Below are 22,206 nucleotides of genomic sequence, written 5' to 3'. Positions count from 1 at the left end.
TCACATATTTTTTTGCTTTCCAAACATGCATTTAATTGACATTTTTGGAAAAATATACTATAATTTTGTCGTTAAATTGAATAATCAAACACTGATTTTAAAGTGAAAGGTGATGAATAAAATGAAGTCTACCGGTATTGTGCGCAAAGTTGACGAATTAGGGAGAATTGTGTTGCCAAAGGAGCTCAGAATAACCCTTAACATAAACGAAAAGGACCCTCTGGAGATTTTTGTTGATGAGGATGGAAAGATCATTCTGAAAAAATACGAGCCTGCCTGTATTTTCTGCAACAGCATGAATGACGTTGTTTCGTTTAAAGGCCATAATGTCTGTCACGAGTGCATGAAGAAAATCGCAAACAGACTGGAGGAATAGCAGCGTTAAAGCCGCCCTGCGCTGCAGGGCGGCTGATTTTTTTCATTTCCCCTTGCCATGAATGAAGAAAAGAATTATGATAAGAATAATTCCATAGTAAATACGGAGATGGCAAAATGAAATTATCCCAGAGTGAAAGACAGTATTTTACGGACTGTTCCCTGGAACTGCTGAAATCCGAGATCGTTCAGCGGATGGGGACGTTTATTCAGCACGCCAATGTTTCGTGCTTGGAGCACAGCATTTCCGTGGCTTATTACAGTTACTGGCTGTGCAGAAAACTGAATCTGAACGTGGACTGCCGGAGTATCATCCGGGGCGCGCTGCTGCATGATTTCTTTCTGTACGACTGGCACGTGACGAAGAACCCCAAGGGCCTTCACGGCTTTAAGCATCCTCTGACCGCGCTGGAAAACGCCGAGGAGCACTTTTCGCTCAACGACTGTGAAAAGGAGATCATCGTCAAGCACATGTGGCCGCTGACGCTGACCCCGCCGAAGTGCAGGGAGGCGCTGATCGTCAGCCTTTCGGACAAATTCTGCTCCATCATTGAGATTTTGAGAATCTACCCCGCGCTGATTTCCCGATAGCGCGGCTGATTGTCCCGCATCCATTCTGACACGAAAACAGGACGGAGGAATCAGATGATTAAACTGAGCGACAGAGTCTATTATACCGCGCACAATGACGAGACGGACAGATCGGTTTTGGGCTATGTACGGGGCAGCCGATACGCGCTGATGGTGGATGCCGGCAATTCCTCCAGACATGCGGAGCTTTTCCTGCAAAGCCTTCGGGAGGAGCGTCTGCCCTACCCTGATTATGTGGCGATCACGCACTGGCACTGGGACCACATTTTCGGCATGGACACGGTTCAGGCCAAGACGATTACAAACTCGCTTACCGATCGCCAGCTGAAGAAAATGCAGCTTTGGAAATGGGACGACGCTTCGATGGACCTGCGCGCCGCAAACGGAGAGGAAAGCCCGGTCTGCAACCGGAATATCCGGAAGGAATTGCCCGACCGGACAGGGCTGACGATTAAAAGCGGTGATATTGTCTACGACAGCCGGCTGACCGTGGATTTAGGCGGCGTTCACTGCGAACTGATCCGTGTCGGAGGCTGCCACAGCGAAGACTGCTCCGTTGTTTTCGTGCCGGAGGAGAAGGTCCTGTTTATCGGAGACGCGGACTGCGGCGGCAGTAAAACGGAGAATCCCCTCGAAAAGACCGAAAAGCTTCTTGCTCTCTTCGAAAGCCTTGATTTCGAGCTCTGCGTGCACGGACATACAGAGCACGAAGGCAGGCACGATTTTCTGGCTTCCCTCAGGGAGGACATTGAACAGTACCGCAGGGAAAGCGATAAGCGGCCCGTGTAATAAAACATACATATGATGATCGACCTGCAAAAAAAGCCCGGAGAAGCGTCTGACGACGCCAATCCGGGCTCTTTTACTTCTTGTCAGTAATTCTCCCCGACGTTACGGCGAAAACGCCTATAAAAGCCGGGTATCGTTGATAATCAGCTCAAACTGCAGGCCGAGGTAGATCGCCGCCTGACGGCAAAGCACCATGCGGGTCATAAAGATTTCAAAATACTCCATGACGGGGCAGATCTGCGTATCGATCTTAATGTCGAGCATAGCCGTCTTTTTTTCGGCGTCCACCTTGGTGGACGCCCGTTCCACAGCGTAATTGACACGGTCGTGGATATCCGCGCCGACGGTTTCCTTGTCGCGGACGCGGGTGCGGCGCACATCTCCTTTGTCGGAAAGGATCAGGGCCGCGGCAATCGGATTGACGGCGGCCGCGGTCCCCTCGTCGTGATTGCCGATGGCGGCGACGATCAGGGCCACTTCGTTCGGGGGCATCCCGAGCCGGTTCAAAATCTGAAAGGCCATCAGCGCGCCGCTCTGGGCGTGGTCGACACGGTTGACCACATTGCCGATATCGTGCATGTATCCCGCAATGGCCGCCAGCTCGCAGGTGCGGTCGTCGTAGTGCAGGGTGCGCAAAATATAGCTTGCGTAATTGGAGGAACGCTTGGCGTGGGCAAAGCCGTGCTCCGTATAGCCGATTACCCCCAGATTCTCGTTGCCGTTGGTGATATACGCATTGATTTCTTCATTTTTTAAGATGTCTTCGAGAGTGACGTGATTATATTTTTCCATTTATTCTCCGTTTACTGCGTCAGCATCCGATACATTGCTTCCAGGCACACCTGTGCGTGAACCATGAAGCGGTCAATGTCAATATTCTCATTCGTGTTGTGCAGGCGGCGGTCGGGTTCGTCGGGGAAAAACGGGCCAAACGCGACGGCGCGGCCTTCAAAGGCGCGCGCGTAGGTTCCGCCGCCGGTAGCGTAGAGCTCTGCCGGTTTGCCGGTAACCGCCGCGTAGGCATCCTGAAGCAGGGTGATGAACGGACTGCTTTCCGGAAGGAAGAGCGGCTTATTTTCCTGACTCAGCGTAGTTTCCAGTCCGTACTGCAGAGCCTTTTCCGCGATGGAAGCAAAGATATCCTTTCCCTTTGCGGTAACCGGATAGCGGATATCGATTCCGACAGACGCGGAGCTGTCATAAATGCCGGCAAGCCCGAGGTTCAGCGTCAGGGGACCGGATTCCTCGTCGCTTACGTAAACGCCGAGAGATTCGCCGTGCAGCTCAGTCCCGATATTCCGGTTGACAAAGCTGATCAGCCCGCCGAGCTCTTCCTCGGAAAAGATTTCACCCAGCAGTTTCATCAGATGGGTCGCGGCGTTGAAGCCCTCCTGCGGCTGCATGGCATGGGACGCTTTGCCGATGGACGTAATTTCGGTCCCGTCCTCCGTTTTTTCAAAGCTGAAATCCCCTTCCATACGGGAAGCGGCGCTTTGGAGCTTTGCAAGGACTTCGTCCGTACACATCACGACCGCCTTCGCCTTGGCAGGAACGGCGTTGACAACGGTACCGGCGGAAAATTCGCGGACCACCGCCGAGCTGTGCTCCCGTGAGGAGACAGCCAGACGCATGATCCCCTTTTCGCGGTTGCAGATACCGTACTCGGAATCTGGGGTGAACGCCATAACGGGCATCTGCTCCGATTTCAGGTACATTTCAAGATCGTTGCTCGCGGTTTCCTCCCCCGCGCCGAAAATAACCCGCAGGCGGCGTTTCGACTGAATATCTTCATCCTTCAGAGCTTTTAAGCAATACAGGGCGACCACCGCCGCTCCCTTGTCGTCCGCCGTGCCGCGGCCATAGTACAGGTTTCCCTTCCTGGTGAGCGTAAACGGGTCGGTATCCCAGCCCTCACCCGCCGGTACGACATCCATGTGGGCGACCACTGCGGCGACCTCGTTTCCCTCTCCGTACTCCGCGTGACCGGCATAGTTTCCGACATTCTTTGTGGTAAAGCCCATATCGGCGGCCATTTGCAAAACCCGGTTCAAAGCCTCTGCGGGCGCTTTGCCGAACGGCATTCCCTCCACGGCCTCGCCGCGCACGGAGGGGATGGCAACCAGCTGTTCCAAATCATGTATGATCGCATCTTGGTATTTCAAAATTTTGCTTCCAAAACTCACGGATATTCTTCCTTTCCTGTTTATGTCGCTTGTTATGTTGCTTTTATTATAGCACAAAAAATACCAAAAAATAAGGGTGAACCGAAGCTCACCCTGTAAAATCGCTATTAAATTTATCCGATCGCAGAGGGATACTTGCCGCGGATGACCGCAAGCGCCTCTTCGTCCGCGACAACCGTCAGGTCGTTGTGGAGCTGAAGAATGGATGCGGGGACTTCCGGGGTAATCGGCCCGAAGAGTGAACGGCAGAGGATCTCTGCTTTGCTGGAGCCGTTGGCGACCAGAAGAATCTTTTTCGCCTGCATGATCGCCTTGATGCCCATCGTGAGAGCACGCTGCGGCACTTCCGAGGCGTTTTCAAAGAAACGCGCGTTTGCATCGATGGTTTTCTGTTTCAGCTTCACACAGTGCGTCGTTTTGTCAAAGTCGTCGTCCGGCTCGTTGAACCCGATGTGGCCGGTGTGCCCGATGCCCAGAAGCTGCAGGTCGATGCCGCCCAGGCTGGTGATGACGTTGTCGTACCGTTTACATTCCGCGTCGATGTCCTTTGCAAGCCCGTTCGGGACATTCGTGTTCTCGATCGGAAGATTGACCTGGCTAAAGAAATTTGCATTCATATAATAACGGTAGCTCTGCTCATGCTCGCCCGACAGCCCGCAATATTCGTCAAGATTGACACTGTGTACCTTTGAGAAGTCGATATCGTCTTTTTTATACCATTCTATCAGCTGCTTGTATACACCAAGCGGTGTGGAACCGGTGGCAAGACCCAAAACCGAATTTGGAAACAGAATAACCTGTGCGGAAATAATGTTGGCCGCTTTCCGGCTCATGCTCTGATAATCCGGTGCGCTGATAATTTTCATAAAACTCTTCCTTTCCTGTGGCGGCTGAAGCTCGCAAATAAAAATTATTTTTATTTGCGGCGGAAATTATCGAAAATTTCTTTTCTAAATCAAATTATAGCACAAAAAGCAAAAAAAACTACGGGGCAAAATCAATCAATCTTACCCCGCAGTATGTCCATTATTTATGCACTCCATCCAACAGTGCGATTGCTTTTTCCCAGGGTACCGGCGGACTGATGAAGTACCCCTGAATCATCCTGCAGCCGCAGCTGTAAATACAGTCGACCTGGGCCTGCGTTTCCACGCCCTCCGCAATGACCTCCAGATTCAGCCTTTTGGCCAGCCGGACAATCATGTCCACAATATCGCGTCCCACCCGGTCGGTTACCACCTCGTCAATAAAGCTTTTATCGATTTTCACCGAATGGATGGGGAGATTTTTCAGATAGGTCAGCGAAGAAAATCCCGTCCCAAAATCGTCAAGGTACACGGAAATGCCGTGACCGCTCAGAATTTCGAGCTTTTTAATGACCCCGTCGAAAGATTCTATGAGGGTGGATTCCGTTACCTCGATCGCCACGCTGCCGGGAGCCAGCCCGTAGTAGCAGAAGCGTTCCAGCACATAATCCACGTAGTCCGCCTGCAGGAGCTCCACAGGGGAGGTGTTGAAGGAAACCCTGAGCCCGCGGCCCTGTACTTCCTGTGCAAAAGCAAACGTCCGGTCAACGACAAACCGTCCCAGTTCCTTGATGAAGCCGGTGTTTTCCGCCATCGCGATAAACGTAACCGGCGATACCATCCCGAATTTGGCGCTGTTCCAGCGGGCCAGGGACTCAAAGCCGACAATCGCCTTTTTCTCATAATCGTACTGCGGCTGAAAATAACAGCAGAGCTCGCCATTGTGAATGGACAGCTTAAGCTCCCGCTGCATCTGATGCTGGCGGTCAATCGTAATTCCGAATTCTTCGTTGAACAGGGCATAGCTTCCCTTCGACGAGCTCTTCGCTTCATGCAGGACAAATTCGCCGCGATTAATGATTTCGTCGAAGCGATCTTCCTCAATAATTTCACTGCAATTAAACAGGATGGCGCCGATGCTGCACGTCAGCTGAATGATGTTATCATGAATCAGAAACGGCTCCTCAAACAGACGCAGAATATTTTTAGCGTAGCTTTCAAGCTCTTCCGAAGTATTCACATTGGAAATCAGCAGGGTGAACTCATCCCCCCCGATTCTGCCGACCAGCATGTTTTCTCCTTCCACAGAGGCCAGACGGGCCGCCGCCGAAGCGAGGAAAGAGTCCCCGATGTCACTGCCGAAGGTATTATTGACCGACTGGAAATTGTCGATATCGAGAAAAAAAGCCGCTCCATTTTTGCTTTCCGCACGGCAGAGCCCGATCCATTCGGAAATATTCTTTTTCACTCCCTTGCGGTTCGGCAGATTCGTCAGAGGGTCGGTGTAAGTGTAATAGCTGATGTCCTCTTTGCGCCGCATATTCGCTTCATAGCTGCTTTTTTTAAATTTAAAAAAGCCGATGGAGGCAACGACGAATTCAAGAATCAGCAGTCCGAATAAAATTCCGCTCATGATCAGGATCTGATTGCCCGGAGCCATCATTTTATTTTTTTCCACCGTGACCACAAACATCCAGCCGTCCGTTCCCCGAATGCCGCTGTATCCAACCAGCCTGTCGATTCCGTTAACCTTACAGACTCCTTTGCCCGACTGCCGGGACAGAAAGTCCTCCTTCATTTTACTGATCTCCGTGTGTGAGGACTGTGCTCCTATGTATTGAAAGAAGTTGCTGAACTGATCCTGGCCGCTCCGGTTGGAAACCACCGTTCCGTCACTGGAAATAATATAAATGGAATAATCCGAATCAACGGCAATATTATCCATGATGTTCAGCTCTTCATCATCCGGCGTCGTCGCGACCAGTACGCCGACAATTTTTCGTGTACGGATCACCGGCACCGCATACGCGATAATTTTGTTTTGGGGGGCAAACAGATCATAGAGTTCCCCCGAAATATTGGCGTGACCGGCCAGTGCCTTCTGAAAGTATTCCCTTTCTTTAATCATCATCGTCTTGCCGTCGTTGGTAACCGCCCGGCCCGACCTGTCGACATAAGCCACCCGCACGAAATTCTTTCTTCTGGCTTCATCCGAAAGGACCTTCCTTTGCTCAGCCTCGCTCTGGGTAAGCCCGTTCTGCTCCGCAAGGGCGCTGAGTACATCCAGATTACCCACAATCGCCGCGCGAACCGCATTTGAACCCTGTTCCGATATTTTTTGCAGGGAGGTCTGCGTATTCGCTGTTAAAATACTGCGCACACCAAAGACAAAACCCAGCCCCAGCGCAATCAATATTGCGACAATCCCGACAATAATCGGAACCATTTTATTTCTCTGGTATTTCATTTAGCCACCCATTTCGACAGATTTTGCGTAATTGAATAAGTGAATGGTTCTAAATCTTTTATGAAATGATTTTAAAATATTTTACAAACTTTTAACACTATTTAACTATAATATCGGACCTTCCTTTTTAAATTTGAGTCCGAACGAATAAATTTATTCACCCTGCAAACAATTTCAATGAACGCAAAGTGGGGTGATATAGGATGAAAAAAAATGCGTTTCTATTTTTGACCGGAGGAACTGTATATCCGGCGCTGGAAATGATCTGCCGCGGGAAGACGGATATTTCCATGGCTGCGGCAGGCGGGCTTTGCCTGTGCCTGATTGACCGCGTATGCAACCACACGATGAGAAGCAGACCGATTTCCGTCAAATGCTTTGCCGGTTCGGGAATTATCACTACAGTGGAATTTGCCACCGGGCTTCTTGTAAATGTCGCTCTGAAGCAGAACGTTTGGGATTATTCCGCACTGCCGCTGAACATTATGGGGCAGATCTGCGTGCCGTTTTCCCTGCTGTGGTTTGTGGTCACTCTTCCCGCCATGGGACTCTGCGGGCTGTGTGAAAAAGCCTCTTTCCTTGCCGAATAGCAGAATATCCGCCTCCCCGCATAAAACGGAGGCGGATATTTGTTTAAGAAATTTAATGGAATGCATTGACACAAGCCCCTAAAATATGATATTATTATTCTCGCACTTGTGATGGAGAGGTGTCCGAGTGGTTTAAGGAGCTAGTCTTGAAAACTAGTGATCCCGCAAGGGACCAAGAGTTCGAATCTCTTCCTCTCCGCCATCTAAAAACTTCATAATTTGTTTTGTTTTCACCAATAAGGAGAAATACCCAAGTGGTGAAGGGGCTCCCCTGCTAAGGGAGTAGGTCGGGTAACCGGCGCAAGGGTTCAAATCCCTTTTTCTCCGCCAAAGCATTGTAATCCGAACTCATTATCGCCAGTTGGCGAGGGGTTCGGATTTGTGCTATTTATAGCATAAAAAAGACGAGGGATAACCGTAAAGGTTGTCCCTCGTCTTTTACAATTATGTATTATAAGATGATTTATACTGCATGGTATTTTCCCAGAATCTTTCTTTTTCAAAAGAGGCAATATCCACAACGAAACCTTCCCCCAGAAGTCGGATAAGATGTACTTACCTCCGAATCGTCAAAATCATCATAAGTGACCATCAACGCTTTCATGAGTTATCCTCCTTATCGATCAACATCTTTATCTTTTGGACGACATTTCTCCGAATCCGGAATCCATCAGTGCAATAAGCGCTTCTACTGCTGCCTTTTCATCATCGCCATCTGCGCTAATCTCTACAATTTCCCCTTGGGGCAATCCCAGCGAAAGCAACATAATAATGGATTTGGCATCCACTGCACTTTCGTTCTCTTTCATTCGCTTTATGTACACCTTGGATTTAAATTTGCCCGCGCAGGCAATAAAATCAGATGCGGGACGAGCGTGCAACCCAGTAGGGTTAATAATCTTCGTACTTTTTTTATACATCACAATTCCTCCATTTTTGTCTTGTTTACAAGCCTAGTTCCCTTAATTCATTTTTTAAAAGCTCTTCAGCTTCTGCTGCCGTAGGGCAATTCACCACTTTTCCGGCAATGAGCCTTGCCTGTTGGGTTGAAAGCAGCCCAATCATCTCTTTAATTTTCCCAACAGATGATCTGCTCATAGACAACTGCCTCATACCCATGCCAATCAATGCCATCGCCGAAAGGCAGTCTCCTCCCATTTCTCCGCATACACAAATCTGTTTTCCTGCTATTACAAAATGATGAACCACATAACTGATCAGTCTGAATACTGCCGGATGATATGTCTGATAATACCCGGAAACGGCAGGATTCATTCTATCGACTGCAATGGCATACTGAATCAAGTCATTGGAACCTATACTGGCAAAATCAACTTCCTGCGCCACCATATCCGCCATCAGTGCAATCGACGGGATCTCAATCATGATCCCAATTTTAATATTTTTGCTGTAGGATATTTTTTCTCTGTCAAGATCAAGCCTTACCTCTGCTAAAACCGTTTTGGCTCTGCGGACATCTTCTATATTGGCGACCATTGGGAACATTATGCGCAAATTGCCATAAGTGGACGCCCTTAACGCCGCTCTTAACTGTGTTTTGAAAATATCCATGTGTTCAAAACACAATCTCAAGGCCCGGTTGCCTAAAAAAGGGTTATCCTCCTTTGGCAGGTTTAAACATTCCAGTTTCTTATCACCCCCAATATCTAAGGTTCGCAATGTGACTGCACGGTCTCCGAATCTGATAAGCACCTTTTTGTATATTTCGAACTGCTCTTCTTCTGAAGGCAGACAGCTTCGGCCCATAAAGAGAAATTCCGTTCGGAACAGCCCCACTCCGTCTGTAAACTGGGCGCCTTCAAGCTCCAATTCATCCGCAGATGCAATATTCAGATTCACTTCAATGGGGATACCGTCTACTGTGATTGCCGCTGCTGCCTCAAACATTTTGGCCTTCTCAATTTCCGCCAGATAGTTTGATTGTTTTTTGCTGTAACTTTCCAACTGCTCTTTACTGGGGTCTGTAATCAGTAAGCCACCCATGGCATCTACAACCACTGGCCCGGGTTGGTCAAGAATCTTTTCTATATCACTGAACCCTGAGAGCGCGGGGATTCCGAAGTTCCTGGCTATAATGGCGCTGTGTGAAGAATAGCCGCCGTTCTCCGTGAGGATAGCTACTATTTTGGCCGGATCCATCATGACGGTATCGGATGGAGTGAGCTCATGGGCCGCAATGATTACCGGCTTTTCGAAACAGGCAATGTCCGCTTCCCTCTCCCCAGAGCAGTTGCGAAGAAGACGCATTTCCACATCTTTTAAATCAATTGCCCTTTCACGGATAACAGGGTCCTTCGCGGCACTCAGAATTTTAATATACTTTTCATACGTGTCGAAAATGGCCCAGTCGACATTGAAATGACGCCGTATAATCCCATCCTTGATTTCGCCGTTCATTACTGGATCATCTAAAATATCCAAGTGCGCTGTAAAAATTTTCGCCTTTTCAGCATCCTCCGAAAGTTTAAGCTTCAATAAATCAATCTCAGCTTTTGCCTTTATCCTGATCTCTTCATACCAATTAATTGCCTGTTCCTCTGTATCGGGTTCTATTAGGCTTTCTACCACTGACGGATGAAAAGTTTTGTATAGAAATACTTCTCCAATCCCTATTCCTTTGGAAACTGAATTCGCTTTATAGACCATTATGATTCTCCTTCATTGCTCTTTGCATATCTCGCTTCATATTTTTTGATTACGTCGATGATTTCCAGGGGTGTAGCAGCGGACCGCATCTCCTTGACAGCGGATTGATTGCATAGAATATTCATTAAACAAAACAGCAACGCTTTCCGTTCTTTGGCATTATCAAGAGAAACCACCGCTACAATATCAACAGGATCGTTATCTTTATGCCCAAATCTGGCGGGTTCTGACAGCATTAAGATGGATATTCCAAATCTCAATACTCCGTCTGTCGAATTTGCATGTGCGACGGCAACCCCCGGAGCAAAAACAATATAGGGCCCATGGTTCATGACGTTTTTAATCATGCTGTGAACATAATTCTCCGTCACGATCTTTTTCTGTACCAAAGGCCTCGCCGCTATCGCAAGCGCATCTTTCCAATCCGTTGCTTTTTCTTCAAAGACAATATTCCACGGGAAAAACCAATTGCTCAGCAGTACGGCTCTGTGAGTACCCACCATGATGCCTTTCCTTTTTTCGCTGCCTGTATCGACTGGTCTGCCGTCTTCCACAGAGTTTTCGCTACCTTCGTCTAACCGCGGTGCCTCAACCCCACCATTTACCGCGGATTCAGCCGTCACCTTGGACAGCATCTTTTGTATACCGCTCAAATCTTCTCCCGAGAGCATCGCGCCAACTTGTATCCAGGGTAAAGGTATATCTTTAAGAGGAATTGTGCTAATAATCAAATCACATTCCAGGTTCCGTTTATTTTTTGCAATCAGCAGTTCTTTCTTAAGGTCATGATAGGACAGAATGTGCGTTATATTTACATTAAAATGTTTCTTTACCATTTCTGAAAGAAACACAGAAGTCCCCAGCCCCGAATTGCAAACAATGATTACTTTTGGCATATTCACTTTCTGCTTAAGCCTTTCGACCGCAGCCAGCACATGAACTAGAATGAAACATTTTTCATCGTCATTCAACTCAATATGAATATAGTCTTGAATCACCCAAATATTTTTATTTATAATATCAAAGTCGGCACTGTATTTTTCGATAATCTGATTTTTCAGCGGATTCACAATTCTTTCGCCCTTTTTGATACGGTTACAAATCCCGGCAATATGACTGGTCAACAGCTCCTGCAGCTGATAATCCCGAGAAATCTCTTTTTTATATACATAAGCCAACTTATTCAAAAAACTTTTCACTATAAAATAGTAGTTATCCGGAACATCTCCCGCCGTTTTTTTGATGGTACATCCGTTCAGTTTTTCGGCAAGATACAATTCTTCCGTGCTGTTTTTCTGACTGTCTAATTCCACCCTATTCAACAGGTATTTCGCTACCTGGATGCAATTTGTTGCACCAGGATTGCCTGTAAAGGCCGATTCAATCATTTTTTCGCCACAAGTCCGTGCAATGGAAATGCAGAGTACCAGCACCGTCTCATAAAATTCATTATCCGTCATGGAAAAATTGAATATTTGTTCGGCAAGCATGACTGCCTCTTCTGCTTTCGGGTAATAGTCTTCCAAATTTAGTCTATGCCGAATAATCTTTGAGCAAATGTTAAACGTGTTCTCATCAAACAGATCCATGATCGGCATCGATACGTCTTTCACCAAGGAAAGAATGGCATCTCTCCGCTGGCTTTCCGTGAGCTTCGGCAAAAAGCCCCTATGCTTGTTTTCGTAAAATTCAATTCCGTTTTGATGAAAATAATTTTCAACTTCCGCAATATCTTTAAGAAGAGTCGCTCTGCTCACATATAGCAGCTCATTCATCTTTGACACAGTAATAGGTCCATCTGTCAGAAGCAGTGAGAACGTTATAATAAACTTTCTTTCTTTTGGGGAAAGCTTGTATTCATAAAAATCCTCTTTGATCGCCAAGTCAAGGACATAATCCGCTTGATCGGAGGATCTGTCGACAACAATATTCCCGGTCTTTACCGTAACCAGGTCGGTCATATTATTTTCCAGCAAAAATTCTTCAATCGCCGCCAGATAGTTTCTGATTGTGCGATCGCCAACCGCGAACTTTTCGCTAAGCGACTCAATCGTGAAGGTACTATTGCTATTTTTCAACAAATAGCGGAGCAGCTCATATACTCTCTCGTTCATTCATTTTGCCCCTTTCTTTCAGCGAAGGCAACATCCTCTCACAAATCAAAACGATAGATATATCTTAGCAGAGACGTTTTGGAACATAGTTCCAAATGAGACTCCGGTATCATCGTTCCCTCCAAAGTTCCTCCCAAATGATCACAAATCTTCTTTGTTACTATATTTTCCAAATTAAACGCAATATAAAGCGTTTGCATTCCTTTTGCCTTTGCTATCTCCAGCAATTGCCTGCAAGCGCTGGTCGCAAAGCCATTTCTTCTAAAGGGTTCGTCTATGTGAAATCCTATGTTTCCCATATGACTTGGCCTGCCGTCATTGACAATCAGGTAGCAATACCCACATGAATCAGTGCCAACAGATTTAAAAATTCGATAATGGCATATTTCCTGAATGCTCCCTTTTTCCTCGAATGCAAAAGGGATTTCATCCGGTACCAGAACAACATGCGATTCCCTACTCATTTTTTACTTCCTATCCAATTGATTAAAATCCTATTGTACTCCAAGCAATGCTCACTTTATACGCTGTTTAAGCTAATTTTAAATGCGGCCCCATGTAAAAGAGTTTGTGTGTACTCAGCCTTCTACGGCTAAGTACACACAGAAGATTTACTTTTGCATTTCTATCTGAAATAATTCCCGTATTTCATTCAGGGGCATCTCTTTCACCTTATCAAGGTCGTCAAACTCCTGAAACAATTTGGTAATTGCTCTTAGCGCGCTAAGCTGATCACTATTATCCATAATGGCAATATTGAACACAAAGCTGACGTTTACGGATTCTTCCGGATTCTGCATGCTGTTAAAAAGGACTGGCCGGTTCAGCCTCAGCAGGCAAGCACCCGGCTTATTCACATGGGCGCAACCTGTATGCGGCAGCGCCACGGGTATTTTGGTGGGTAATCCTGTCGGATATATTTTTTCTCTGTCGATGCAGCCCTGCAAAAAGCTTTTTTTCACATAACCGTGTTCAGCAAGAACACCGGCGGTCATTTGAATTGCCTCTTCCCAGCTTGCTGCATCTCCATCAATTACAAATATTTCTTCAATCATTATGTCCCTCGCAAAAAGGAGTTTAATCCATCATCTTCGCAACGCTGGCGTAAATAGCTTCTCCGGTCTCATCCATCCGCCACATTGCTCCGATTTTATCCAGCGTTTCCGCTTTGCTCAAATGATCTTCTTTAGCAAGATACTTTACCATCATCACAATGATGTGTATGCCGCTGTCTATCTCATATCCATTTCTTTTCAATACTACCAGCGGTTTTATAAATCGCTCATCATAGCTAAGTTTTCTCCACATGTCTCTTGCTATATCGACGAGTTTTCTTTCATCTTTTGACGAAGCTTTTTTTGATTGCTTGCCCCTTTCATTCCAGTAGAAGGAGGCCCACTTTTCCACTTCCTCTTTCTCCATTCCAAACCCAACTTCAAGACTCTTTTTTACAAGATCAAAATAAGGAGTGACTTCATTCATGATCTTTTCGCTCTTTTTCAATTCCGTAAAATTATTGAGGCCGTAATACAGACCGACAAAGGCTAAAGCGTCTACGCGGGTATTCAGCAAAAATCTTTTCCTATAAAAATGCTGTTCCAGATTGTCCACAGAGGGAATCAGGCGGATTCCCGTATCAGGCAGCTCTTTTTTATCCACACCAATTTCATAAAATCTCTCCGTATATACTACCGTGGGGTCGCTGTACGACTGAGAGCAGCCTCTGTCCACCATGGTATCCGGAACTTTGATTTTCATTAACCGTTCTTTCTGTTTTTCATCCCTGGCACAATCGGCTAATAAAGATTTAAAATATCCGGACGCATTTTCAAGATTCTCGCAGCAAATTACTGCTCTGTCTGAATTTTCTTCATCGCCCCAAACCTCGCTGATGGTTTTTGCAACATGAATAAGGTTCTCCTGTCTAACGGAGGTTGTTACCGTTTTTACTGTTTTCAGCACATCTTTCAGGATATCCGCGTCTGTTCTTGCCGACAAAACACGGTCCACTTTGATCTGCTTTTGCTGTTTTCCCTCTTCTTCGTCTACAATAACAAGGGTATAGCTATGAGTTTCCTTCAATTTATTCACCAATTCCTCATTGGCGTCAACCAGTGTTACGTTGCAGCCGCTTTCCAATAAAATAGGGACGATAAATCCTCTTCCCAGAGAACCGGCGCCAAAATGAACGACCAATTCTTTATGATCCATAATAATACTCCTAACATAAGCTTATTTCTGAGGATAGAAAATCTGTAAAACAGCCAGTTCTTCATTCACAGATTTCCCGTACGGCTTAATGACATACTGACCTATGTTTGCCGGAACAAAAACTGCCTCCGCATAATGAATCACATAAGGCTCAAAAGAGTTGTCCAGACTTTCAATCACGGCCTCTTCCCCTTCGACTAAAACATGAATAATAATTGCGTCATCCGTATTCAGGCAGATAGGCTTTGTAAACCAATATCTGTTGACCGTCATGGGTTCATAGCTCATGGTAGAGCTATTCTCCATCCTCCAGCCATTGCCTCTTGCCAGCTCTTTCTGTTTTGAAACCAAATTGTCGGTAACCCAGTCCCCTTGGAAATTTTCCTGAATATTATATTGGCCATGGTCGATGTTGATAGGACGCGGTCTGCCATCATAATCAACACGATCCCAATCCCACAGCTTGAAGGTTGCAAAACAAAACAGATCAATTTCCAGTACCACTGTTCCTTCGCCGGAACAATGCACCGTTCCGCCGGGAATAAACACATGGTCATGCTTTTTGACCGGCAGCTTGTTTATGTATTTTGTATCATCAAAGCCGACACCGGGATTTTGCGCATCCTTTAATGCCTGGACTAACTCAGGAACCTTCGTGCCCTCTTTGAGACCCAAATAGACAGAGGAGTGATCCGTGGCGTCCATAATATAGTAGCTCTCATGATGACCGTAGGAAGAATTGAATACTTCAAACGCGTAGTCCGTCGTGGGGTGAACCTGCAAGCTTAAATTTCCGCCGCCCCAGGTATCCAGATAGTTTACATGAACGGGGCTTTTGTATCCCCAGAAGTAGAAAATCTTATTCCCAAGAATTTCTCTTGGTTTATAGAACAGCAAATCATTACACGGAACTTCCAGCGTATTCTCTCCACAGCGAAGATTAATCGACTGAATTTCCAAAATTCCGGTCAGCGCCCAGCCAACGTTTTCCCAATCCGGCTTTGCCCCCAACACCTTTTGTAGCCATTGACCGCCCCAAATACTTTTCGTAAAAATCGGATTCGGCTTGAATGGCCGATTGGTGATCTCTTCAATGGCCTTTCTGTAATCATCGCCTGTTACGGCCACCGGTTTGTCTTCCTTGGTAAAATCAATCATATAATCCATTGCTTTCAGCAAAGGACGTTTATGGCGGTCTAACATCCGCCACTCGATAAACATGCCCCTCTTCTGTTTTTTCAGAAGCTCTTCGCTGTAATTCTTGGCTCCCCAGTTATCTAATCCCTGTGCAAGCCGGATATTCAGTTCCGGATATGCTATATTTCCATAAACAAGAATATCTCCGCGGGTCAGAATACTGGAGGCAATTCCGTAAACAACGACTAAGCCTGCCGCATTATCGATTTTTTCTTTTAATGCTTCCACCATTGCCTCATCAAAGTACTCATCAACGGTGCTGACACTATACATCCCATAAGTTCTATCTTCCGGAACAATGAACTTTTTGAACCTTTCAAAGATAACTTCTTCAGGGAGCCTTGCTGTCTCTGAATCAATGACCAAATCCGCGCCTAAACCTTTAATTATGTTTTTGTAAATTTTGCTTTGATTAACGCCGTGATAACTATCGAAGACTACGACCAATTTTTCCTTTTCCGCTTTTTCCTTTGCAATCCTGTTTTTCAAAAGTTGGGTGATTTGTTCATATCCACTGTATGAAGTGACACCATCAATGACAGTGACCGGATGCAAGTCAAAATTCGGTTGCCTGTTTTTTTCGTACATTTTCTTACCTCACATTACAATAAACGTCAAACTCGTAGTCTGCACCATAGCCGATTCACTCGGGACCGGATCGGCCATGATGCAAAAACTAAATTTATCCAATTGTGGACATTCCAAGCAAGTCAAAAAGCTTTCTGAAAGCAAAGCCGATAATACTGGAGCCTTCGTCCCAAAATGTGACCTTTGTTCCACTTTTAATAACATCCGTAAACTGACCTGTAAGTAACGCCATATTCGTAATAACATCAGCCATAGAACTCGCTATTAAACTCGCCATTACTACGTAGAGGGTCATGATGATTACATTATGTACAACGTTCCCTTTTGTGTAAGGAGTGACACCGCCAATCCAATAGGGCATTCCCGCAAGACTGGCAATAGGAACAAAAGCGACGCCGGGCACCAAAAGGGAGATAGCAATAGAGATTGGGGCCATGATAATAAAGGTCGCCATGACGGAGGGGTCCCCTAAAAGGATAGCGGGGTCACAGGCAACATTTAGCTTTCTGTCGCCAAATCTTTTTTTCATGAACGCAGTGATTGTCATTGACAACGGCACGATTCCCTCACAGAGCAGAGCTGCCATTTTGGGGAAAAGGGCCATCGTCGCGGACATGACAACGCCAATTGTCAATATACCGGCCAAAGAATACCCGGCCAAAATGCCTAGGAGGATGCCGACAATCATTCCAATGACCATTACTTCACCGAAGATACCGAACTTCTCTTTGATATCCTCTGAAGAAGCGTTAATTTTCTTAAGGAATGGAATTCTGTTGATCACTTTCATGACTAGAAATGCAAACAGCCCGGGAATAGTGGCAGAAGTTGCGATTACCGATACATTGTCTATATTGTTAAATTCTTGAAAAGTCGGCGCGGTCCAGTCCGCCAGTTTCATCATAAGAACTAATGTGACTATTCCAACAAGGATACTCACAACCACATTTCCTGTCTGTGCCCAGACGAAGGCCCCTATTACGACCCCATGCCACGTATTGTTAATATCACTCCACATGGTATTTGTCCATTTTAGCAGAATAAAAGCAACGTTAATCAATAAAATTGCAAGTAGACAGATAAAAAATCCCGGATAAAGGGCCATGCCGTTAACGATTGCATAGCCTCCGTCAACAACGTTAAGCGAAATTCCCAACCTCTGAGAGAGCGCGGTTGAAATAGATTGCATTTGTCCTACGCAATAATTCATAACCAGATTAATACCGGTAATTCCAATTGCGAAAAGACAGGCGCTTCGCAGTGCATTCTTAAATCCGCCGCCAAACACCAGACAAATCGTCCCCATGATCAGCCCAACTAATACCGGAGACGGTAAAGTGAATATCCAAGTTACAACTGCCGTTACATATTGCATGTTGACGCCTCTTTTCAATATATTAAATTAACAACCATTCCCCTATTAAACTGGTATCTCCGACTCCAATTGCATCAATTGGCTTTTAATAGTGCAACCAGTTCTTCAATGACCTTTTCTTCCCCCGCCTGATCCTGAACGACGAACGGCAATCCGTTTAACACTGGAAAACTATGCTTGGCAGTATAGGATGTTGAACAAACGAGAATGTCAATTCTGTCCTCATATCTCGGGATATCGCTGATCATCCCATGTTCTATCTTTACATCTTTAATTCCACGCTTTTTTAGACCATTTCGGACCCCCTCTGCAGCCATATAGGAGGTTAGTTTTCCCGCGCCACAGCAGACATAGATGAATTTTTTATCCGGCATAATCATTCTCCTCTCAAATATAAGCGTCAGGCCTTCAACATTTCTTTTTCAGAGTCTTGGTATTAACCATGTGCAGCTAAGACTTTCATATTCCCGTCCAGAGAAAACCCTTTTACTTTCGCCGTCAGGAGAAAACTGTCGCCCGCTTTAATGGGAATATCATTGATTTTGCCTTCCCCTTCAACGACAAAGCAGGCATAATAAGGCTTTTTCTTGACGACTTTCCCATTTCCGTTTACATCGAAGATTCTCACGGAAAAATTCGGATTATCTGTAAGTTCCCGTTCGTGCACATCCCCATATTCACTGTCAATAAAATTGTAGGTCATTTCTTCGTAAGGTATCAACACATTGGCCTTTACTTTGTCAATGTCTATTTCCCTCTCTTTTCCATCTCGATCTTTTCTGTGGTAATCATATAAGCGATAGGTCAAAAGGCAGGATGTACATACTTCAATAAATGTTGTCCCTTTTTGAAGAGCATGGATTGTGCCCGCTTCCAGATTAAAAAAGGAGCCTTTGTGAATTGGCTTTTCCTGTACCAGCTCATCAAAAGCATCTCTGGCAATGTAATCTTCGAATTGCTCCATTGTTTTTGCATTGTGTCCGAGTACTACTTTGGCGGGTTCGTTATCCACATCGGCAATATACCAGCACTCAGCCTTTCCATGAGAATTTTCGTATTTCATCGCATACTCTTCTCTTGGATGAACCTGAATACTTAAATCTGACGCCGCGTGGCATACAGCGACTTGAATCGGTATAATTTCCCACCTTCGCTCATTTTCACTTCCGAACAATTCCGGTTCCGAATCGTAAAGATCATGCAAGTTTTTTCCGGCATATTTACCGTTTACGATTTCATTAGATACTAATGGGTGCCCCGAGAACGCCAACAGACTTGATATCGTGCTCTTGTCCGCTTGTTCATCCACAGGTACCGGGTACCGCTTCAGGATACTGCCGTCTCCCCAAATGGTAGATCCCACAGGTGTTTTTAGAAATAAAATTTCTTCCGACATTTTTTATCAACCTTTCACAGTTTTTGTTGAATACGCCCAACTTCATCGTCTACATGATATCAGAATTGAAAGTCACGGAAAAGACTAGCTTCTAGCAAAAAATAGTGAATAAAATTATACCATAGTTTTTGTTTTATAATAGTAAACTTGTAGAATTCCTTACCTTTCCACGCGTATACTTCTCATTATGCAATTCAACAATGGTTGCATGGTGCCTTATTCAGTCTAGCCCGGCTAAGAAAATGCAATAGGTTAGGCAAATATTTTTGCATGCAAGAAAGGCCAGGATCAGGTAAGCCCTACGCCATAGGCAAGGATATACCTAATTCTGGAAAACAAAAATATGGCTTCCATGACAAATGCGCATACGGACCCTTATGATCCCTTGAATCTACGAAAAAACGCCACCCGTTGGTTCACTGGGTGGCGTTGCAAGGGTATTGTTCAATTGTCACTTTGGCGAATGATAAGCCCATAAGCCGCCTTTTTGCGGTCATGGTATTGATATTCTTCTCACTTTCTCCGCCAAAGACCGACAAATTTCATTTTTGAAATTTGTCGGTCTTTTTGTTTGTTTATAAGCTATAATAAAAATAAATGATTTATAATATGTGCAACCAAACAGGACTCTGATGAGATAAGGGCTAATGGTCGAAAAAACTTTAAAATCCGGGATCGGTATGTCGGCGTTGTTCTGTCTTGCTTTTTGTTTTCCAAGCTTTCAATAATACATATCCTCTATTTTTTATTCTATGTTTAAGGAGGGGCAAAATGAACTACGATGCATTGATTATAATAGATATGCAGACAGCCCTTGTTGAAGGGCATCCTTATAATGAAACTATCGTTATTCAAAACATAAAGAATTTGCTACAGGCATGCAGGAAGAAAAAAATTCCTGTTATTTACGTCCAGCACGACGGCGGGGCCGGTGATGAATTAGAACACGGCAGCAAAGGGTGGAAAATCTACAGGGAGATTGCGCCATTGCCCGATGATAAGATTTTCGAAAAGCAGTATAACAGCGCATTCCGAAATACGGGATTGCATGAGTATCTTCAAAAAATCCATACGAAAAATATTATTATGTGTGGCATGCAAACAGAATATTGCTTCGATGTTTCCTGTAAAGTCGCCTTTGAATACGAGTACAATGTGACTGTGCCGCGAGCAACGACAACGACATTTGATAATACATTTGCAAGCGCAGAAGCTTTATCTGAATACTATGAGAATAAAATTTGGAACAATCGTTATGCTCGGGTTATTTCAATGGAGCAAACCATTTCTGAGATAGACGACTAACTTGATATCATAGGCATAACGCGAGCCAACAGGCTTGCATCTTTTATTGCCTGACTTCTCAAAGCCGCACGAATGTTGAATTCGTGCGGCTTTTCTCTAAAAAGGCCTTCAGGCACTTGACAACACCGTTTCTGAATCATAGAATGACTCTGAAAGGGCTCTAAAACGAAAAATAGCGGATCATGGTAGTGATCCACGGTGCTAGCACCGTGAGAAAACTATTGAGGCAGCGGAGCGGAGAGGGGTGTTAAGTCATGTACAGGAAAAAAATCAAAGCGCAGGCTTTTGACTGCATGCAAAATTTCTATGGGACGGTACAGGAGCCGCGCATCCGTTGTTATGTCCGGTTCCATGACCATATCAGCGAAACCTCTCTTAAAAAAGCGGTTCAATTGTCTGTGGGAGCAATTCCGGAGCTTACCTGCGTATTTGATAAAAAACGGCATTGCTGGGAAAAACGGCCCTTTACCGCTGAAGACATGTTCTGCCTGATAAACATTTCAGGTGAAGGTGAAAGCTCTCGATTTCCATATTTGCTTACTGCAATCGAGCCTACCTGTGAACCTCAGATAAAAATTCTGCTTCTAAGAGACGAAAGGCATGACACGCTCTGCCTGATTATCAACCACATGGTTAGTGATGGAGCCGGCTTCAAGCAATACCTGTATCTGCTCTGTGACCTATATTCCAAGTGTGAAAAAGATGCGAAATTCAGTAAAAGTCCGGAGCCTCTCGGAAGGCGCAACCTGAATCAGCTTTTGAAAAATCTGAGTTTCAAAGAGAAACTGGCAATATTGTTTTCAAAATCAAATTATGGGAAGCCCGATCCCGCTATCGTTCTTCCGCTGACAGGGGACTCTTCCCATCCGATTATCTGCAGAACACAGATAGAAAAAGAACAATTTAACGCCATACGGCATTTTACAAATGATTGCCATGTGAGTGTAAACGACATGATCCTCACAGCGTATATCCGTGTTCTTCATCAAATAACAGGGTGCAAAAAAATAACGGTTCCATGTCCCGTTGATTTGCGAAAATATAAAAAGGAAGGCCAGCAGTGCGGAATTTGCAACCTGACCGGAAATTACTGGTGTGACACGGAAATAGCCCCAGGGGAAATATTTTCCGAAACCCTCCAAAAGGTGTCCGGGCAAATGCGTTCCCAAAAACAAAGCAACGATTGCCTGAAAGGACCAATGCTGTTTCATATGCTGTTCCATATACTGCCCTTTTCCGCCGTGCAGAAATCTTTTCTCAGGATTTCGCCCGTTCCCGTCACTTCCTATTCGAATTTAGGCATCCTCGATAACGAAAGGCTCTGTTTCGGCGGGCACGAGATTGAAGACGCATTTATCAGCACGGCAGTAAAAAAGGTTCCCTACTTTCAGCTTTCAGTTTCTACCTATCAGGGACGCTGTACCTTGACGAGCAGTTTGTACGGCTCGGAGGAAGATCGAAAACTTGTCAGCGGCGTTTTAAATCAAATCGTTCAGGAAATAAGATTGAATTTTGCATAAATAGAAAAATTCCGGCAAGCTGCCGCAGGCAA

General features: G+C 45.4%; 20 protein-coding genes and 2 tRNA genes. 8 read left to right on the top strand and 14 right to left on the bottom strand.

Going from position 1 to position 22,206, the window contains the following annotated elements; genetic code table 11:
• Window positions 1-121: 121 nt before the first annotated feature.
• The 3 genes from LY85_RS18135 to LY85_RS18125 all read left to right on the top strand — a co-directional run bounded on the left by LY85_RS18135 (window position 122) and on the right by LY85_RS18125 (window position 1,755).
• On the top strand, window positions 122-376 hold the full coding sequence (locus tag LY85_RS18135) for an AbrB/MazE/SpoVT family DNA-binding domain-containing protein (RefSeq protein WP_141827771.1): 255 nt from the start codon (window positions 122-124) through the stop codon (window positions 374-376).
• 116 nt (window positions 377-492) lie between these two features.
• Entirely contained in the window at window positions 493-966 is a 474-nt protein-coding gene (locus tag LY85_RS18130; RefSeq protein WP_038323576.1) for an HD domain-containing protein, read from the top strand.
• Window positions 967-1,020: 54 nt separating this feature from the next.
• On the top strand, window positions 1,021-1,755 hold the full coding sequence (locus LY85_RS18125) for an MBL fold metallo-hydrolase (protein WP_141827770.1): 735 nt from the start codon (window positions 1,021-1,023) through the stop codon (window positions 1,753-1,755).
• 117 nt (window positions 1,756-1,872) lie between these two features.
• Here LY85_RS18125 and LY85_RS18120 read toward each other — a convergent pair whose 3' ends face one another.
• From LY85_RS18120 to LY85_RS18105, 4 genes are all read right to left on the bottom strand, one after another.
• Window positions 1,873-2,547: an HD domain-containing protein gene (locus tag LY85_RS18120; RefSeq protein WP_038323574.1), complete on the bottom strand. Its 675-nt coding sequence runs from the start codon at window positions 2,545-2,547 to the stop codon at window positions 1,873-1,875.
• A gap of 11 nt (window positions 2,548-2,558) precedes the next feature.
• On the bottom strand, window positions 2,559-3,917 hold the full coding sequence (locus LY85_RS18115; RefSeq protein WP_185741274.1) for a Sapep family Mn(2+)-dependent dipeptidase: 1,359 nt from the start codon (window positions 3,915-3,917) through the stop codon (window positions 2,559-2,561).
• 134 nt (window positions 3,918-4,051) lie between these two features.
• A complete protein-coding gene (nagB, locus tag LY85_RS18110; protein ID WP_141827768.1) occupies window positions 4,052-4,804 on the bottom strand; it encodes a glucosamine-6-phosphate deaminase in 753 nt (250 codons plus the stop codon).
• Window positions 4,805-4,964: 160 nt separating this feature from the next.
• Complete coding sequence (locus LY85_RS18105; protein ID WP_141827767.1) at window positions 4,965-7,211, bottom strand: EAL domain-containing protein; 2,247 nt, start codon at window positions 7,209-7,211, stop codon at window positions 4,965-4,967.
• Window positions 7,212-7,414: 203 nt separating this feature from the next.
• Here LY85_RS18105 and LY85_RS18100 point away from each other — a divergent pair, with 203 nt between their 5' ends.
• From LY85_RS18100 to LY85_RS18090, 3 genes are all read left to right on the top strand, one after another.
• Window positions 7,415-7,801 (top strand): hypothetical protein, encoded by a 387-nt coding sequence (locus LY85_RS18100; RefSeq protein WP_042081644.1) that lies wholly within the window; start codon window positions 7,415-7,417, stop codon window positions 7,799-7,801.
• 113 nt (window positions 7,802-7,914) lie between these two features.
• Window positions 7,915-8,003: transfer RNA gene (locus tag LY85_RS18095), tRNA-Ser, on the top strand.
• A gap of 38 nt (window positions 8,004-8,041) precedes the next feature.
• Window positions 8,042-8,131 (top strand) — tRNA-Ser (locus LY85_RS18090).
• A gap of 302 nt (window positions 8,132-8,433) precedes the next feature.
• On the opposite strand, the gene LY85_RS18085 is transcribed toward LY85_RS18090, so the two are convergent.
• The 10 genes from LY85_RS18085 to LY85_RS18040 form a co-directional block, all read right to left on the bottom strand.
• Window positions 8,434-8,721 (bottom strand): HPr family phosphocarrier protein, encoded by a 288-nt coding sequence (locus LY85_RS18085; RefSeq protein ID WP_141827766.1) that lies wholly within the window; start codon window positions 8,719-8,721, stop codon window positions 8,434-8,436.
• Between the two features lie 25 nt (window positions 8,722-8,746).
• Window positions 8,747-10,468 carry a phosphoenolpyruvate--protein phosphotransferase gene (ptsP, locus tag LY85_RS18080; protein WP_141827765.1) on the bottom strand — a complete coding sequence of 574 codons (1,722 nt, stop codon included), beginning with the start codon at window positions 10,466-10,468 and terminating at the stop codon, window positions 8,747-8,749.
• The gene (locus LY85_RS18075) at window positions 10,468-12,582 is read right to left on the bottom strand and encodes a PTS sugar transporter subunit IIA (RefSeq protein WP_141827764.1); all 2,115 of its coding nucleotides are present in this window, start codon (window positions 12,580-12,582) and stop codon (window positions 10,468-10,470) included. The genes ptsP and LY85_RS18075 overlap by 1 nt, the downstream gene beginning before the upstream one ends.
• 38 nt (window positions 12,583-12,620) lie before the next feature.
• Complete coding sequence (locus tag LY85_RS18070) at window positions 12,621-13,046, bottom strand: GNAT family N-acetyltransferase (protein WP_141827763.1); 426 nt, start codon at window positions 13,044-13,046, stop codon at window positions 12,621-12,623.
• Window positions 13,047-13,193: 147 nt separating this feature from the next.
• A complete protein-coding gene (locus LY85_RS18065) occupies window positions 13,194-13,637 on the bottom strand; it encodes a PTS sugar transporter subunit IIA (RefSeq protein ID WP_141827762.1) in 444 nt (147 codons plus the stop codon).
• Between the two features lie 22 nt (window positions 13,638-13,659).
• A complete protein-coding gene (locus tag LY85_RS18060) occupies window positions 13,660-14,793 on the bottom strand; it encodes a hypothetical protein (protein ID WP_141827761.1) in 1,134 nt (377 codons plus the stop codon).
• Window positions 14,794-14,814: 21 nt separating this feature from the next.
• Window positions 14,815-16,578: a class I mannose-6-phosphate isomerase gene (locus LY85_RS18055; RefSeq protein ID WP_141827760.1), complete on the bottom strand. Its 1,764-nt coding sequence runs from the start codon at window positions 16,576-16,578 to the stop codon at window positions 14,815-14,817.
• A 94-nt stretch (window positions 16,579-16,672) separates the two neighbouring features.
• Complete coding sequence (locus tag LY85_RS18050; protein ID WP_141827759.1) at window positions 16,673-17,953, bottom strand: PTS transporter subunit IIC; 1,281 nt, start codon at window positions 17,951-17,953, stop codon at window positions 16,673-16,675.
• 74 nt (window positions 17,954-18,027) lie between these two features.
• A complete protein-coding gene (locus LY85_RS18045) occupies window positions 18,028-18,327 on the bottom strand; it encodes a hypothetical protein (protein WP_141827758.1) in 300 nt (99 codons plus the stop codon).
• A gap of 62 nt (window positions 18,328-18,389) precedes the next feature.
• Entirely contained in the window at window positions 18,390-19,349 is a 960-nt protein-coding gene (locus LY85_RS18040; protein ID WP_141827757.1) for a type I phosphomannose isomerase catalytic subunit, read from the bottom strand.
• Between the two features lie 771 nt (window positions 19,350-20,120).
• On the opposite strand from LY85_RS18040, the gene LY85_RS18035 reads away from it, so the two are divergent.
• Window positions 20,121-20,654, top strand: coding sequence for a cysteine hydrolase family protein (locus LY85_RS18035; RefSeq protein ID WP_141827756.1), 534 nt, complete (start codon window positions 20,121-20,123; stop codon window positions 20,652-20,654).
• Window positions 20,655-20,908: 254 nt separating this feature from the next.
• Window positions 20,909-22,174, top strand: coding sequence for a hypothetical protein (locus tag LY85_RS18030; protein ID WP_141827755.1), 1,266 nt, complete (start codon window positions 20,909-20,911; stop codon window positions 22,172-22,174).
• Window positions 22,175-22,206 lie beyond the last annotated feature (32 nt).

It is taken from the genome of Clostridium sp. KNHs216 (assembly GCF_006714885.1).
Lineage (GTDB): Bacteria > Bacillota > Clostridia > Oscillospirales > Acutalibacteraceae > Caproiciproducens.
The sequence above is the reverse complement of the archived record's forward strand: the minus strand, read 5'-3'. Positions and strand labels throughout refer to the sequence as shown.

Excerpts from the sequence above, each read along its gene's own strand:
- LY85_RS18135 (WP_141827771.1), top strand. The coding sequence starts at position 122 with ATGAAGTCTACCGGTATTGTGCGCAAAGTTGACGAATTAGGGAGAATT.
- LY85_RS18130 (WP_038323576.1), top strand. The coding sequence starts at position 493 with ATGAAATTATCCCAGAGTGAAAGACAGTATTTTACGGACTGTTCCCTG.
- LY85_RS18125 (WP_141827770.1), top strand. The coding sequence starts at position 1,021 with ATGATTAAACTGAGCGACAGAGTCTATTATACCGCGCACAATGACGAG.
- LY85_RS18120 (WP_038323574.1), bottom strand. The coding sequence starts at position 2,547 with ATGGAAAAATATAATCACGTCACTCTCGAAGACATCTTAAAAAATGAA.
- nagB (WP_141827768.1), bottom strand. The coding sequence starts at position 4,804 with ATGAAAATTATCAGCGCACCGGATTATCAGAGCATGAGCCGGAAAGCG.
- LY85_RS18105 (WP_141827767.1), bottom strand. The coding sequence starts at position 7,211 with ATGAAATACCAGAGAAATAAAATGGTTCCGATTATTGTCGGGATTGTC.
- LY85_RS18100 (WP_042081644.1), top strand. The coding sequence starts at position 7,415 with ATGAAAAAAAATGCGTTTCTATTTTTGACCGGAGGAACTGTATATCCG.
- LY85_RS18085 (WP_141827766.1), bottom strand. The coding sequence starts at position 8,721 with ATGTATAAAAAAAGTACGAAGATTATTAACCCTACTGGGTTGCACGCT.
- ptsP (WP_141827765.1), bottom strand. The coding sequence starts at position 10,468 with ATGGTCTATAAAGCGAATTCAGTTTCCAAAGGAATAGGGATTGGAGAA.
- LY85_RS18075 (WP_141827764.1), bottom strand. The coding sequence starts at position 12,582 with ATGAACGAGAGAGTATATGAGCTGCTCCGCTATTTGTTGAAAAATAGC.
- LY85_RS18070 (WP_141827763.1), bottom strand. The coding sequence starts at position 13,046 with ATGAGTAGGGAATCGCATGTTGTTCTGGTACCGGATGAAATCCCTTTT.
- LY85_RS18065 (WP_141827762.1), bottom strand. The coding sequence starts at position 13,637 with ATGATTGAAGAAATATTTGTAATTGATGGAGATGCAGCAAGCTGGGAA.
- LY85_RS18060 (WP_141827761.1), bottom strand. The coding sequence starts at position 14,793 with ATGGATCATAAAGAATTGGTCGTTCATTTTGGCGCCGGTTCTCTGGGA.
- LY85_RS18055 (WP_141827760.1), bottom strand. The coding sequence starts at position 16,578 with ATGTACGAAAAAAACAGGCAACCGAATTTTGACTTGCATCCGGTCACT.
- LY85_RS18050 (WP_141827759.1), bottom strand. The coding sequence starts at position 17,953 with ATGCAATATGTAACGGCAGTTGTAACTTGGATATTCACTTTACCGTCT.
- LY85_RS18045 (WP_141827758.1), bottom strand. The coding sequence starts at position 18,327 with ATGCCGGATAAAAAATTCATCTATGTCTGCTGTGGCGCGGGAAAACTA.
- LY85_RS18040 (WP_141827757.1), bottom strand. The coding sequence starts at position 19,349 with ATGTCGGAAGAAATTTTATTTCTAAAAACACCTGTGGGATCTACCATT.
- LY85_RS18035 (WP_141827756.1), top strand. The coding sequence starts at position 20,121 with ATGAACTACGATGCATTGATTATAATAGATATGCAGACAGCCCTTGTT.
- LY85_RS18030 (WP_141827755.1), top strand. The coding sequence starts at position 20,909 with ATGTACAGGAAAAAAATCAAAGCGCAGGCTTTTGACTGCATGCAAAAT.